A 14,835-nucleotide genomic window follows, 5' to 3' on the forward strand; every position below is an offset into this window, starting at 1 on the left:
CTAGCTGAACATCTCAGTACGCCTCTTCAGGTAGAACAACATCTAACATTAGCCCTAGAAGAAGCTTACAAAGTCGGTATAAAACCTATCAATGTTGACCTTTTGGAGGAAACACTGTCTAGCCGCATATATGAAATTGAACCGACACTTATCAGGCATGGTTACAATGAGCGCGTCATTGCTGAACAATTCCGCTATCGCCCATCCGAAATAAGAAAATTATTCTCTGGAGGGCTAGAACCAAATAGAGCGAAAGAAATGACAGCTGAAATGCGTGAAGCAGGACTGCCAATTTAGAGTCGATTAAAGTGGGCCCAAGCCGATGAAATCAGTCCCAGTGTTAATCAATGTGGTTCCATTCTTAATTAAAGTGAGCCAGCCTCATAGGGTAGAATCAATGATTGTGGGTCAGAACATGCTGATAAAATCGGGTCAGGCAAAATAAGATGTCAGGCCGCTACAGCTAGTCATGCTTTGTACATAGCGAAACTCAATTTCATCTAGGTTGCTGGTGGCTATCTGATTAAGGTTAATCAATTTTGCACATTCGTTAGAGCTTTCGATTTTCATTTCGTCAAGAAATCTTGCAAATAAAACCTTTTTAGGACAATTTTGCTTTTGAGGTCGAGTTAGCATTATTAGGTTGCTTGATGCCCTTGTTGTAGCTACGTAGGCTAGTCGTCGGCTTTCCTCTAGTGAAATTGGTATTGCAAGGCTACTGTTATTGGAGCCAAGTAGATCTTTATCCCAGTTAGGTAATATTACGTTTTTAAACTCACGGCCCTTGGATCTATAAATTGTTGTAAGTGTCACACCGCCACTTTGATTGTAAATGGCGGTCATTTTAAATAAGGTGTTGAAGTACTCAAGGGCGCTTTTGCAGCTTAACTGAAGTTTTTCAAGAATGAGTAATAAAGTATCTATTCGCTCTAATGATTCTTCATATTCATCACTAGAAATTGATGTAAAGTTCATAGCCCGTTTTACTTGGCTATCATCTAAGTATTTTTTCAGCACTTCATAAGCGTTTTTAGATGAGATCATTTTTAAACTCGCAATATTTCTAATACGCTCACTAACCTTTTTATAACCAGTGTCCTTACTAGACATACAGATAGTGTCTATTGCTGACGGCCATAATTTAAACGGTAAATTGCTAAGGCGCGTTATTACATCGTCATAAACAGCTTTAGTCACATTAAGACTCGGAAAGCCAAGCAGCTCGAATAAGATGTTTTTTCTTTCATCTTGTAGCAAAACCTCATCTTGATTTGTAATTAAGATGAGTATGTAAGAAAGAAGCCTAATTTCTTTGGAATTCAATAGTGAAAAGTTTGGTGGGATAGAGTAGGGAATTTTTTTAAGTAAAAACGATAATTCATAAAGAATAGACTCAGACCATCTCCTGAGCAAAATAGCATGATCACCATATGATTCACCTACGAGCGCATTGGCCGAGATTATCTTAATAGCTTCGCCAGCCGGTTGCATTGTTTCTATTAAACGAACGCTTGAGTTTGGGGTTGTTGTGCTAGAAGAAACAATTTTGTTAAACCTCTGATTATTGTTTGATATTAGCTTATTAGTAACCAGCGCAATTGAATGGCCAAAGCGATAAGTTTTATTGAGACTTACACGCTGTACGGGAGTAAATGTATTCTCAAAGTTAAGCATAAACGTTGGGTCTGAACCTCTCCAAGAGTACACAGTTTGATCTATATCTCCAGCTACAACAATTGTTGTGCTATCAGACTTAATGGCATTAATAAAATTAAATTGGGACTGATTAATATCTTGATATTCATCAACGAAAATTCGAGTGTAGACTTTTGAGTATGGGGTTATAACAAGTTCAGGGTTGTTTAGCGCAGTGGTAGCGTATGGCACGAAGTCATCATAGAAGAGAAGGCCTTTGCTGCACCTAACTTTCTCAAACCCATGATATGCCGAAACAATAAAACTGCATGTTGGTGACAAATCAAGAGATAGGTAAACATCTTCAGGGGATAGGTTGGTAGATTTAACTAGTGAGATAAATTGCATTATTAGACCGATTGCTTTTTTATCTTCCATCATTTGTTTCTTTTTATAATCAAACTCAAGTAATGATAATTGAGAAATAACAGATGAGCATATTTTCTTCTGGATGCTGCCATCATCGAAACTAACAGTCATACCCAAGGCTTTGAGATAACCTGATTCCTTCAGAACTTGAAGAGCCATAGCATGAAAAGTTTTCACTAAAGTCAGGTTATGTAAGTTACTTGATTGCATCCGATTAGCGAACTCATTCTTAATATCCGAGTTAAACATCAGTACTAATGCATCACTTGGATTTAGTCCACTATCATTAATGTTACTGTTTATTATCTCTAGTAGCTTTGTTGTTTTGCCTGTACCAGGACCTGCAATAATTACCACGTTTTCGTTCAAAGGAAATGCTTGTTTCATTAATTAAATACCTTAACCAGGACTTAAATGCTCAGTAATTTATTTTCACAGATATTGCTAATCCCGCAAGTAAGTTTATGAAAGTAAGTGCATGATAGGATTAAGTTAATTTAACTCTATGTTTATGATATACATAAAGATATTTTGTTGGATAGTTGTTGTTTTAAATTTGAAACCAACAAGTTTACTGCTATACTTTGCTTAGTATTTTTGTATCAATATTGATTTTATATATAAGGCTTTTTTATGAACAATCCGCCAGTTGCTTTAGTGAAAACATGGTATGAGTTGCTTAAGACCGCGCCGACAGAGGAAGCAAAGAGTAGAGCGCAAGAAATGCTATTAGGTGCATTTGGTTCGTTTGAAGGTGTTGCGGCATATTTAAAGAAGAATAATTTAATGTAATAACGACAAACGCTGCCAAAAGGCAGCGTTTTCTTCTTATTCGACTTTAATAATTGTTCTGATTGAGTTTAATAAGAGTTTCACACATAAGCACCAAGTTAACCGCATCGTATACCGTTAAAGCCCCAGCCCTAAAGCTATCTACTTGATTATATTTATCTACTATAATCTTGTTGTTTAGCGCCGCTACCAAGCTTTTCAATTCATAAATAATTTCACTCGTAGCTTTTTTATTACAAAATGGAATTAGGAACTTTGGAACGGGAGGAAAAAGCTCTAATCTTGGGTAAATTCTTAAAGAAACTGTAAAAAAACTCACTTTAAAATGATTGCTAGCAGAGCTTGTTAAGTACACAGCGATAACGGCTATGGCACATATACTGAAAATCAGATAATAAGAATAATACAAACTAATAAACGCACTTAAAGCGGCTAATCTAAAACCAAAATATCTTAATATTTGAATCAAATGAACTCTATAAATGACTTTATCCGCTAATACTTGAAGTGCTGGGTATTCAGTCATATTTCGGCCCTTTCTTTTCTAGTTTTATCAAAATATATTCACTCTCAATGTCATTCATCTCCAATTCCTTAATTGGCAAGTTAGGATTTATGGATGTAAGTGATAAACGCTCAGCTAGAAAGTGGTTAAGACCGATATAGTTAGAGTAAAGCGGTAGGCCGACCGATTCATTAATTGGTAAGGCAATTGATAAAGACTCAATTTGAAATCGGCATTTTATATATTGCCAAAATGGGTTTTCATTATGGGAATTAGTAAAGGCTTGAGTGTTATTTTTTAGGACTTCTAAATTAGGTTCATTTGAGGTTTTCACTTTCTCTATATCAATTTCGCTATAAAAAACTTTAATAAAATTTAAGCGCGAGTTTGTTAAAACCCAAACATAATTAGGTAATAGCGTGTCGTAGAATCCAAGTGCGCCTTTACTCATTTCAGTGCCATGCATTGGAGAGCCATCAGAAGTAGAAGTTATGCCATAAGTTTCGTTATAGAATGAGTAGAGGCTACTTAAATTTAAAGCATCAACAGCAATACTCATCAGATCTTCTTTTGAAGTAACTCGAATGCCAGTATTGGCAGCAAGGCTATTCCCAATTTTTTCAGCAATGAGTTCAAGTTCAGAGTCTGATTTAGGTATATAAATGGGGGAGGTGTCATTCATGATTTTATTCTCGTATTGCGAAGTTGCGATAAGTTGTATTTAATCTATCGCTACTTCGTAATCGTGCAAGCTAGTAACTACGTATATTATTGCAGGGTATAACTTTAGATAAGCTTAAAAAGCTACTTTATGACTGCTTTCCTAATAACTTCTCGATGAGTAGGTCAAACCAGCCAAATGGAAATAAATTGCGAGGCTCTTTAGATTTTTTTTCTTTAGGTTCTTCAACGTACTCAAGTAAAGCTTCATCAAAATAACTAGGGTTATTCAACAACCTGTATAACAATGTATTAGCTTTAGATGTATCTGAATGTAGTTCAACACCATAGGTTTCCGAATAGTACTTACCAATTGCAGCGGAGCGGGATAAACCAGAGTCACAAAATATAATAATGTTTTGTATTTCGTTAATTTGATGTATTTCTTTAATCATTAAAAGTATTCTGAGAGCATGTACCTTACGAGCACAACCGTCAAAATAATTCCAAAATTCTCTACCATGATCTTTTATTTGCTCTACTGAATACGCGGCATCATCAAATGCAATTTTATTAAAGTATCCCCATTCACCAGTAGCTACTTCACGATCAAGTTCAGTACCTGAGTCTCTTACCGCAATTAAAGCAGTATTAGGGCAGGGCTGAAGTAAACGGGCTTCACGTAAAGGAATGACAGAGAGTGAGTGAATCATAATTAACGCTATTAATTGAATGTGTAGTTGAGATGATACATTTAGTTTAGTGAAAAAAAAAGCCACATTTAATGCGGCTTCAACTTAAAGTGTCATGGATACGGTTTTAATTAACTCTCCTAAAGCGTTAAACTGGCTGACTCTAAGCCCCTCTTTTGATTTAAATACTTCAAAGTGACCTAAGCTACCATCGGGGATGAACGCGCAACGGTGATTACTTTTACTGTAAAAAAAAGCCGTATCCAATCCGTTATTTTCTTTGCGGTTTATTGTGAGTTTAGCCTGAACTTGCTGGGCTGAATTGAATAATATGATCGATTCTTGAGTAATCATAATTTCTAATCGTTTATAACTCGTTAGCCAAGAGCCTGAGATTTTATGAAACAACATAAGACCCCCTTAAACCCGAACTGGCATTATTAAAGCCCTAGTCGTATGCTCACCTACTGGCACAACACTAAAAGAATCAAGCTTGTCAGTTTGTTGTTTGAAGTATAAGTTGACATATTTGTACTAAAAGATGGCATAAATTGGAAGTATAAGGTGGCATAGTCTAGTATTTAACCAAATGGTTAGATGGTTGACTCACATGTACAGAAGAAAACTCAAACACTCCCGTGTTAAAAACCTCCATAAATTTGCTAGTCAAAAAAATAAATCTACCTGTTTAGTTGAATCCTCTTTAGAGTTTGATGCGTGTTTCCATTTTGAATTTTCACCATCAATAGCCGCATTTGAAGCACAACCAATCGGTTACGAATATGAGTTTGATAACCGTATTTGCCGTTACACGCCTGACTTTTTACTTACCCACACAGACGGCACGCAAAAATTTATAGAAGTAAAACCGCAAAGCAAAATTGCCGATGAAGACTTTCGTGCACGTTTTATTGAAAAGCAAGCCATCGCTAAGCAGGATGGACGCGACTTAATACTGGTTACTGATAAGCAAATCCGTGTATACCCAACACTCAATAACTTAAAGCTTTTACATCGCTATTCTGGTTTTCAGTCTTTAACAGAGTTGCAAGCATCGGTGCTAGAACTTGTTAAGCAATACGGTTCTATTAAAGTGTGCCAGTTAGTTAGTTTTTTAAAAGTAACTGCCGGTGAGCTACTTGCTACAGTGCTACGATTGTTATCATTGGGGCAGTTATTTGCCGACTTAACTACAAATGAAATATCAATAGAAACAGCAATTTGGTCTAACAATGTTTAATGACGGGCTGTTTGAAGATGAATTTAACCAGCCATTACCAAAAGTAGAGACCAAACCACCTCAAAATTACGCCAAAGATTTACAAGCCCTTCCTGATAAAATAAAAATAACAACATTCGCTAAGCTTAAATATATTCAATGGCTTGAGGGGAATATTCAAGGCGGTTGGACACAAAAAAACCTTGAACCTTTATTAAAAGTAATGCCAGAAGTTGAGGGAGAAAAAAAGCCTAGCTGGAGAACAGCTGCACGATGGTATAGCGCTTATACAAATGCAGATAAAAATATCATTGCGCTAATACCAAGCCACCAAAAAAAAGGGAACAGGGAGCGCGAGACAGCTACCGATAAGTTTTTTGAAAAGGCACTTGAGCGTTACTTAGTAAAAGAAAAGCCATCAGTGGCTTCGGCTTATAAGTTCTATAAAGACTTAGTTATTATTGAAAACGACAGTGTTGTAGGCGGTGTTTTAAAGCCTTTAACATACAAAGCATTCAAAAACAGAATAGATAACTTACCGCAATACGAAGTAATGGTTGCTCGTTATGGTAAACGTCTTGCTGATATTGCTTTTAATAAAGTAGAAGGGCATACACGGCCTACCCGAGTACTCGAAAAAGTTGAAATTGACCATACACCGCTTGATCTTATTTTATTGGATGATGAGCTACATATCCCGCTTGGTCGGCCAACACTTACCATATTAATAGATGTGTATAGCCACTGTATTGTTGGCTACTATTTTAGCTTCAGTGCGCCTAGCTACGATGCAGTAAGGCGAGCAATGCTAAATTCGATGAAACCTAAAAGTGAAGTGGCAAAACTATACCCTGATACTATAAATGAGTGGAAGTGTGCTGGTAAAATTGAAACACTCGTTGTTGATAATGGAGCCGAGTTTTGGAGTAACAGCCTTGAGCTAGCTTGTGAAGAAATAGGCATTAATACTCAGTATAACGCTGTCGCAAAGCCTTGGTTAAAACCAATTGTAGAACGTATATTCGGCACAATAAATACAGAGTTATTAGACCCTATACCAGGTAAAACCTTTTCTAATATTTTACAAAAGCATGAATATAATCCCAAAAAAGATGCAATTATGCGTTTTACGACCTTTATGCAGTTATTTCATAAATGGGTAGTAGACGTTTACCATCAAGATGCCGACAGCCGTTTTAAATACATACCGAGCCAACTATGGGAGCAAGGCTTTAGTACGTTACCACCAACAATGCTGAGTAATGATGATCTACAACGACTAGATATTGTGCTCAGTATTTCAATTCACCCTAAACTTCGAAAGGGAGGGGTATGGCTGGAAAACTTAAGGTATGACTGCACGGAGCTGTCTAATTACAGAAAGCAATTTAGTCACAACGTATCTCATAAGGTTTTAGTTAAGTTAAACCCCGAAGATATTTCTTATGTATACGTATACCTCGATAAGCTAGAGCATTACATAAAAGTACCATGCATAGACCCAAACGGTTACACCCAAAATTTAAGTTTGAATCAGCATAAAATAAACATACGCATCCACCGCGACTTTATTTCGGGCTCTATCGATAATGTAGGCTTAGCAAAAGCGCGTATGTTTATTCATAATAAAATTCAAAACGAGTTTGAAGCGTTAAAAAATGCGCCAAAACACTCAAAAGTAAAAGGCGGTAAAGCGCTAGCTAAGCATCAAAATGTCAGTAGTGATTCACAAAAATCAATAACTCAGTGCAAACCCATAGAGCCCAAAAAGGTCACACCTAAAGAGCAACCAACAGATAGCTGGGATGACTTTATCTCAGATCTAGATGGATTTTAATTATGCTGACCAATAAACAAAAAGAAAAACTAAATGAATTTCGCGATGTATTTATTGAATACCCAATAATAAGCACGGTATTTAACGACTTCGACAGATTAAGACTTGGTAAAGGGCTAGCAGGTGAAAAGCCTTGCATGCTTTTAAGTGGCGATACAGGCACAGGTAAAACAGCACTAATAAAACAGTATAAAGAACGTCACTTACCGCAATTTATTAATGGAGTGATGAACCACCCTGTATTAGTAAGCCGCATACCTAGTAACCCGACACTAGAATCTACTTTAGCTGAGCTTCTTAAAGGCTTAGGGCAAGTAGGCAGCACAGAGCGTAAGCTACGAATAAACGGCACTCGCTTAACGACATCATTAATAAAATGCTTAAAAACGTGTGGTACAGAGCTTGTAATTATTGATGAGTTTCAAGAGCTAATTGAGCACAACCAAGGTAAAAAGCGCCGCGAGATTGCCAACCGATTAAAATACATTAACGATGAAGCGGGTGTATCAATTGTATTAGTTGGTATGCCGTGGGCAGAAAAAATAGCAGATGAGCCCCAATGGTCATCGCGTTTATTAGTAAGGCGGCAGCTGCCTTATTTTAAACTATCAGAAAACCCAAAGCACTTTGTGCAGTTAATAATTGGCCTAGCCAACCGTATGCCATTCACCGAAAAGCCAAACTTAAGTGAGCAAGCAACAGTGTTTGCTTTGTTTTCACTATCAAAAGGTTGTTTTAGAACATTAAAATACTTTTTAGATGATGCAGTATTCTACGCTTTAGTGGGTAACGCAAAAACCCTCACGACTAAACACTTGGTAAAAGCATTTGAAGTACTGTTTCCTGATGTACCAAACCTATTTACCTTGCCGGTTTCAGAAATTACAGCCAGCGAAGTCGAGCGCTATTCACTATACAAACCTGAAAGCGCCCAAGATAAAGATCCATTTATAGCGACTAAGTTTACTGACCGAATGCCGATTAGTCAGTTGTTGAGGAAGTGACAAGTAATTATAAACTAAAGAGCTTTAGCTTTTTTAGTAAAGAAAGCCGATAAAATACAGGTTTATCTTTGCAGAACAGTTAATCATTAGATTTATTAAAAAAACGTTTGGCGGCTTCTCCAATGTACCTACAAAATTCCTCTTCGGTCATCATATTGTGACGCGCATCATAAGTAGCACTGATACTATTATATATGGAACTAGTACCAAAAAAGACAAACGAACCTGATAAGAATCGCTCTACAGGTCTAGCTATTTCTGGTAATTCTTGTCCTTCATAATCATTATATGTCCAGCAGCTATAATCAACATACTCACCGTCTTCAATTTCGCATAAAGACTGGCAAATACCCTCTGAATGGATAGAATTATCTATATTAATAGGTTTAATTTTTTCTAATTCAAGCCTGAAATAGTTCCATTGAGGATCAAAACCAAATGACTCAAAAGTTAACTTTTTAGGTTTCATTATATCTGCACGTGTTCCACTACCAGAGTGAAGTGCAATCATTGAAGGCTCTGAAGGTGTTGTAATCCTATTAATAGTATTTCCTCCTCCATTTGGGTAAAACATATGATTTAAACTTTTTGTAAACGCAATTTGATTGAGAATAGAAATGATTGCATTCTTATCAGTCCATGTAATACTTTTTGGTGTGCCAAGTGGAAATATCCTATTTTGTAGCTCTAGCCACTCTAATAAATTACGCTGTTCAAAGTCTTTATTTAAGCTAATCCATTTTGACAATCTGTTTAAAAAACTCAAAATACTAGGGCGACGTTTTGGGTCATTATCAGTGCATTCGATAAGTAAATTATCTAGTTCAGTCGTATAAATGTCAGGGCAATATTGGCTTATTCCAATTACAGAGTTAGGATTATATTGTCCATCAAAACCTTTATGTTGATCAGTGATAAGTATCCATAATGATTTAGCTAAAGAGTACACATCTGCTGGCAAACCATCAGATCTATCAGCTTGCCTTCTCATTTCTGGCGCCATAGTGTACTTGGCTCCTATATCTCTTCTTTCTGGTGTTATATCCTCTTTTCCAGGGTATTGAACTAGGCCAAAATCAGTGAAGTATGGTCGGTTATTGTAAATGAGCATATTTGCTGGTTTTATATCTCTGTGTGCTATTTTTTGCGAGTGAAGTTCTTTGAGTGTTATCGCCAACTTTATAAATTCACTCGCAACCTCTATTGGGGTGAGGTTTTCACAATATTTACTAAAATCTTGCGCGGCCGGCATCATAAACCAAGGAAATTCACTTTTTGGATCATCAGGTAAATAAGAATCTATCACATGCATAACGCCATCAATTTTTAGCTTTGAAAGAATAGAGACTTCATTTTGAAAACGTTTATAGTTAACTACATCTATATTTATTAAAAACTTTATAGCGTAGAAGGCTTCCTGCTCGTGGTTAACCACTTTCCATACTTCTCCATTACCTCCTTTTCCCAATAGCTCTAGTAATTCACAACCATTAAAAATAGTACCAATTTTGATTTTTCTTCTTTTACTCATGAATTTTCCATAATTTAATTTTTTGCAGGTAGTATTTGTATTTTCAAATCGTACTTGCGTATAAAATAATTGGATTCTTTTACTACTGCCAACTTTTCCTCAAAAAATGATAAGCAAGTATTTATAATGCTTTCAGGCTTTAGTAAGTGCTCTAATTTACCTGAAACATTCATTTTCTCTGCTTGCTCGACAAAGAGATTGTAATTATGGGAAAGTGGAAATTCGTTTTTTAGTAGCTCAAATATGTATTTTGTATCTATGGGGGTATTGATTGGATAGCTGTCAATAAACTCTGCTAACTTACTAAATATTAATATATACCAGCGATCAAACATCCAAAGTTGAGGGTGTGTATTATTTGTTTTTAATAAAGCCGGATACTTGGGTTTTTTAACATTAAAATTTTCGTTGGAAGCCATATCGCTTTGTGAAGCAAGCCAGATTTTCCATTTTGGGTAATCATTTGAAAAATATCTATCTTGCTCTAATGCATAAACGTCAGCATAGTTTGTTACGTGCTCTATAAACTTATACTTTTTTAGTTGTTCTTCTTTTTCAGCAATTGCTATAAATTTGGCTCTTTCGAAAGCCGAGTCTGGTGGTGTAAAGTTAAGCCATTCGAACTTAAATCGTTTTGATTTTTTTATTCGACCTACGATGATTTGGCCTGATTCTTTTTTGAGGATATCGGGGGTATCATGTTGAAATAAAAGGGCAACATTTAACACTCGTTCTTGATTAGAGTTATTAAGAGCTACGCATTTCAATAGTAAAAAATGTTCATGCTCTGCTTCAAGTAAAACTTCTTTAAAATGTATACTTTTACTTTTTACTACTTGGGCAGATAAATCGTAATTTTTACCATTGATATTATGGTTAAATCCAATGTTGTGGCTGGGTATTTTTAATCGTTGTCGCTTTTTTAAGTTATCAAATTTACGTAGAGCTTGTTTTCTTGACTCTTCAATTTGTTGTCGAATTTTTTTATTCATTTCTATTTGATTGAGTTCAACTTTTTGATTAATCTCTTCTTTTAATTGATCCTCACACCAACCAAATAACCAATTAGACGTATCATCATTATGCTTAAGAGCACAATTTACATCAGCATAATCCGAATCAATATAAACTGATAAATCATACTCTAAGGAAGCGAGCTTTTCTTCACGATAAAAGTTAATTTTCTCTGCTGAGCAAGGCGATGTTACCTTAATTTCAACTAATAAATCACCGACATCAGTTTCTAACTTCACATCGGCGATGTATTTGTTATGAATGCTATATTCAAGTTTTGCAGAGTTAATTAAGGCTTTTCTACTAGGTTCAGTTTTACTGTAACCTCTATGATAAATAGTAATTTCTGGAAGGTTTATTGTTTTAGCCGTTAAAAAATATTCTTGAGCGTACTGATGCAAAGCGGTCATTAAGCATGTTCTAGACTCTTCTTTTGTAGTATGAGCAAATGAATGAGCATTTATAGTGCCGCCATTGCGTGCAATTAGAGGGTCATTACATGCGATACAAAAGCAATTACATGCTTTACCATTTTTGACATTATTTATTGAAACAATCTTACCCGAAGCATCGCTAGCAAAAACAAGCATAAAATCCCTTTTAACTCATAAATGTATAGTTTAAGACATTACTAATTAAGTGTATATTTAAAAACTAAAATATCCTTAGTACACTTATGGGTTAGATACTAAGAGAATCTTAGCAAGATGTTTTTTATAGCTAAGGTTCACATGGAAACTCCAACACCTTCACGCCTAAAATCTGCAAGAAAAGCAGCTGGCCTTACTCAGCAACAGCTTGGTATGGCATTAGGAATGGAGCCAAATACGGCTAGTGCTCGCATGAACCAATACGAAAAAGGCAAACATGCCCCTGACTTTTTAACCATGAAACGCATTGCTAAAGAGCTAGATGTGCCAGTAGCTTACTTTTACTGTGAAGAAGATACTTTAGCAGAGCTTATATGTGTACTCGGTACGCTTACAGAAAAACAGCAAAAAGAATTACTAGGGACTTTAGCTGAGAACCAAAAATAGTGGGTCAATATGGATATCAATACAAATTTAATAGAAAGAATCGGAAAAATTGATGATAAGTTTTGGCTATTGGAAAGTACCCGTCAAATAAATTTTTTTATTGGGCCTAATAACTCTGGTAAAAGTAGAAAGCTGAGAGAGCTTTTTAAGGATGAGCAAAAGGGATGGACTTATGACATTTCAGATGTAAACATAAATGTTGTGGCTAATGAGTTCCTAGACTACCTAGAAAAACTTTCAAGTGGGTATTCGCCATTTAATAGATTAAATAATTTTCATGAAGTTAAGCTTAGAGACTGTCTAAAAAAAATTAAAAGCCAGCCAAATAATTTTGAAACTTTCATAGCAGCTTTGCGTTCGGCCTCAAAATACGACCCTAGTCATAGCTCATCAAATGATGAAAAAGGCTTTCGAGACATTTTAATTAAATGGATAGATAAAAACTTTGGTATGTCAGTTGAAAAACTTGTGACTGAATATCAAACAAGAAAATGGCCTAAAGTGTATATCCCTACTCTGAGAAGTTTGAGACAAGTATCCCCAGAGGATCTTTTTAAGTCTCGAACTATAGATGATTATTTTCCTCCAGAACTAAAAGATGCAGAAATATTTACTGGTCATAGTATGTATGAAGATTTGAAAACCCATCTGTTAGGCTCTCACGACAAACGGCAAAAAGTACGAGAGTTTGAAAAATATCTTTCTGAAAACTTCTTTTTTGGCAATGATATCTCTCTGGTTCCGATGGTAAAGAAGGATGTTGTTTATGTTAAAGAAGGTGAGGATGAAGATCGAGCTATCTACGATTTAGGCGATGGCATACAGTCAATAATCATCTTGACGTTTAAAGTGTTCATGGCTGAAAAACCGACGATGTTTTTTATAGAAGAACCAGAACACTTTTTACACGCTGGACTTCAGAGAACGTTGATTGAAACATTTGCAAAGCATAAAGAACATATGTTTTTTATGACTACTCACTCAAACCACTTTTTAGATTTAGCACAAGAGCGTAACGATATTTCAATTCAACAAGTTTCAAGAATAAATGGGGAGAGTAAAGTCCAAGCTTCCCTTGATTATGGTGAGTTACTAAATGAGCTTGGTGTACGAGCATCGTCGGTACTTCTTGCTAATTGTTCAATTTGGGTGGAAGGCGTTACTGATAAGCTATACTTGCGAGCCTATCTAAATAAGTACATAGAAGAGCTCGAAGATGAAGATAAGAAAAGTAAGCTGAAAAGTTATCATGAAAATCTTCATTTTGTTTTTACAGAGTACCAAGGCAGTAATATAACTCACTGGGATTTCAGTGATGATGTTGAAAATGATGGAAGTGAAACCCCCGCTAAAAGACTCAGCAGAAATATCTTACTAATAGCTGACGCAGATATCGATGGTAAAGGTGAGCGTGTTAAAAGCTTAAGGGGAGCTTTGGGTGATGCATTTTATTTACTTGACTATAAGGAAATTGAAAACTTTATACCCTTTGGTATTTTGATTGATACTGCTAAAGCTAGATGGGGAACTTTTAAACAGAGAACTGATAGTAATATCGATAGATTTGAAAATATGAAGGAAGAGCTATTTAAATCTAATAGGTATGGTATTGGTGAAGTATTAGAGCGCTATGTCGACAAAGCTGATGGACTTGAACGGAAATTCTATTCTGACAAATCAGGTACAATTAAAGACAAAGTTAAATTTTGTCATACTGCAATTTCACTAATGAATGAGTCTGATGATTGGAAGTTAACGCCAGAGCTAACTTCGCTATGTGAAACGGTCTGGGATTTTATTGAATCACATAATCAATAACTGCTTATGTGATTCGATCTTTTAGATGTAAGTGAGCAGATTCTGAAATATCACATCCAACAGCTTGTCGATTTAAGTTATTGGCTGCTACTAAAGTAGCTCCTGAGCCAAAAAAAGGATCAACGACGAGTTCATTTTCATTACTGCTTTGCGAGATGAGTGTTTCAATTAACTTAACTGGCTTTTCAGTAGGGTAGCCCCTGTATACTCTTTTACATGTGAGGATATCTGGAACGCTTAGATCATTTAACTTGCGCTTACCTTTCTCGAAAAAAAGAATATATTCGTGTCTAGCTCTGTAATGATAGCCCATTCCAATAGTCACTTTATCCCAAATTATTGGCTTCCAAAACTTGAAACCTACGTTTTCAGCTATTGGCTTAATATAAAACATTGTTTCCTGATCGCAGAATAGATAAAAATGCGAACCTTTTTTCAGCACTCTGTAAATTTCAATTAGTAGTTCTTCAAAGCGATTATTTGGGAATATGTCGAACCACTGATTACTTGACGATTTACTTACTTTTAAGCGAGTGGTGGTTCCTATTTTTCGATGTTTTTCTAATGATTCGTAGGGTGGATCAGTAATTAAAAGATCAACACTTTCGGTTGAAAGTGTTGATAACCAATTTACCGCATCATCTTTATGTACTTGCATTAAA

The 14,835-nt window shown here is 35.7% G+C and carries 14 protein-coding genes and 1 pseudogene; 7 read left to right on the forward strand and 8 right to left on the reverse strand.

What is annotated here, in order from left to right; genetic code table 11:
• Nucleotides 1–297, forward strand: a pseudogene (locus tag L655_RS0111555) (AAA family ATPase); the annotation flags it as partial.
• 135 nt (nucleotides 298–432) lie between these two features.
• Here the strand turns inward: L655_RS0111555 and L655_RS0111560 are convergent.
• Nucleotides 433–2,451, reverse strand: a complete 2,019-nt coding sequence (locus L655_RS0111560) for an ATP-dependent helicase (RefSeq protein WP_024605095.1) — start codon at nucleotides 2,449–2,451, stop codon at nucleotides 433–435.
• 246 nt (nucleotides 2,452–2,697) lie between these two features.
• On the opposite strand from L655_RS0111560, the gene L655_RS1000000127585 reads away from it, so the two are divergent.
• The gene (locus tag L655_RS1000000127585; protein WP_024605096.1) at nucleotides 2,698–2,856 is read left to right on the forward strand and encodes a hypothetical protein; all 159 of its coding nucleotides are present in this window, start codon (nucleotides 2,698–2,700) and stop codon (nucleotides 2,854–2,856) included.
• Nucleotides 2,857–2,902: 46 nt separating this feature from the next.
• Here L655_RS1000000127585 and L655_RS0111570 read toward each other — a convergent pair whose 3' ends face one another.
• The 4 genes from L655_RS0111570 to L655_RS0111585 all read right to left on the reverse strand — a co-directional run bounded on the left by L655_RS0111570 (nucleotide 2,903) and on the right by L655_RS0111585 (nucleotide 5,124).
• Nucleotides 2,903–3,382 carry a hypothetical protein gene (locus L655_RS0111570; RefSeq protein WP_024605097.1) on the reverse strand — a complete coding sequence of 160 codons (480 nt, stop codon included), beginning with the start codon at nucleotides 3,380–3,382 and terminating at the stop codon, nucleotides 2,903–2,905.
• Entirely contained in the window at nucleotides 3,375–4,043 is a 669-nt protein-coding gene (locus tag L655_RS0111575) for a hypothetical protein (RefSeq protein ID WP_024605098.1), read from the reverse strand. Before L655_RS0111575 ends, L655_RS0111570 begins: the two co-directional genes overlap by 8 nt.
• Before the next feature lie 127 nt (nucleotides 4,044–4,170).
• Entirely contained in the window at nucleotides 4,171–4,734 is a 564-nt protein-coding gene (locus L655_RS0111580) for a hypothetical protein (RefSeq protein WP_125825551.1), read from the reverse strand.
• An 84-nt stretch (nucleotides 4,735–4,818) separates the two neighbouring features.
• A complete protein-coding gene (locus L655_RS0111585; protein ID WP_024605100.1) occupies nucleotides 4,819–5,124 on the reverse strand; it encodes a hypothetical protein in 306 nt (101 codons plus the stop codon).
• Nucleotides 5,125–5,323: 199 nt separating this feature from the next.
• Here L655_RS0111585 and L655_RS0111590 point away from each other — a divergent pair, with 199 nt between their 5' ends.
• Genes L655_RS0111590 through L655_RS0111600 form a run of 3 tightly spaced genes read left to right on the forward strand, consistent with a single transcriptional unit; the run spans nucleotide 5,324 to nucleotide 8,773 of the window.
• Nucleotides 5,324–5,953, forward strand: a complete 630-nt coding sequence (locus L655_RS0111590) for a TnsA endonuclease N-terminal domain-containing protein (protein WP_024605101.1) — start codon at nucleotides 5,324–5,326, stop codon at nucleotides 5,951–5,953.
• Nucleotides 5,946–7,769 (forward strand): Mu transposase C-terminal domain-containing protein, encoded by a 1,824-nt coding sequence (locus L655_RS0111595; protein ID WP_024605102.1) that lies wholly within the window; start codon nucleotides 5,946–5,948, stop codon nucleotides 7,767–7,769. Before L655_RS0111590 ends, L655_RS0111595 begins: the two co-directional genes overlap by 8 nt.
• 2 nt (nucleotides 7,770–7,771) lie before the next feature.
• Nucleotides 7,772–8,773 carry a TniB family NTP-binding protein gene (locus tag L655_RS0111600; RefSeq protein WP_024605103.1) on the forward strand — a complete coding sequence of 334 codons (1,002 nt, stop codon included), beginning with the start codon at nucleotides 7,772–7,774 and terminating at the stop codon, nucleotides 8,771–8,773.
• A gap of 79 nt (nucleotides 8,774–8,852) precedes the next feature.
• Here L655_RS0111600 and L655_RS0111605 read toward each other — a convergent pair whose 3' ends face one another.
• Nucleotides 8,853–10,304, reverse strand: a complete 1,452-nt coding sequence (locus L655_RS0111605; protein WP_024605104.1) for a protein kinase — start codon at nucleotides 10,302–10,304, stop codon at nucleotides 8,853–8,855.
• A 14-nt stretch (nucleotides 10,305–10,318) separates the two neighbouring features.
• Entirely contained in the window at nucleotides 10,319–11,908 is a 1,590-nt protein-coding gene (locus L655_RS0111610; protein ID WP_024605105.1) for a hypothetical protein, read from the reverse strand.
• A gap of 141 nt (nucleotides 11,909–12,049) precedes the next feature.
• Here L655_RS0111610 and L655_RS0111615 point away from each other — a divergent pair, with 141 nt between their 5' ends.
• Both L655_RS0111615 and L655_RS0111620 read left to right on the forward strand, forming a co-directional pair.
• On the forward strand, nucleotides 12,050–12,355 hold the full coding sequence (locus L655_RS0111615; RefSeq protein WP_024605106.1) for a helix-turn-helix transcriptional regulator: 306 nt from the start codon (nucleotides 12,050–12,052) through the stop codon (nucleotides 12,353–12,355).
• A gap of 9 nt (nucleotides 12,356–12,364) precedes the next feature.
• Nucleotides 12,365–14,173, forward strand: a complete 1,809-nt coding sequence (locus tag L655_RS0111620) for an AAA family ATPase (RefSeq protein WP_024605107.1) — start codon at nucleotides 12,365–12,367, stop codon at nucleotides 14,171–14,173.
• A gap of 4 nt (nucleotides 14,174–14,177) precedes the next feature.
• On the opposite strand, the gene L655_RS0111625 is transcribed toward L655_RS0111620, so the two are convergent.
• A complete protein-coding gene (locus L655_RS0111625) occupies nucleotides 14,178–14,831 on the reverse strand; it encodes a site-specific DNA-methyltransferase (RefSeq protein ID WP_024605108.1) in 654 nt (217 codons plus the stop codon).
• Nucleotides 14,832–14,835: the final 4 nt, after the last annotated feature.

The organism is Pseudoalteromonas sp. TAE79 (assembly GCF_000498015.1).
Taxonomy (GTDB): domain Bacteria; phylum Pseudomonadota; class Gammaproteobacteria; order Enterobacterales; family Alteromonadaceae; genus Pseudoalteromonas.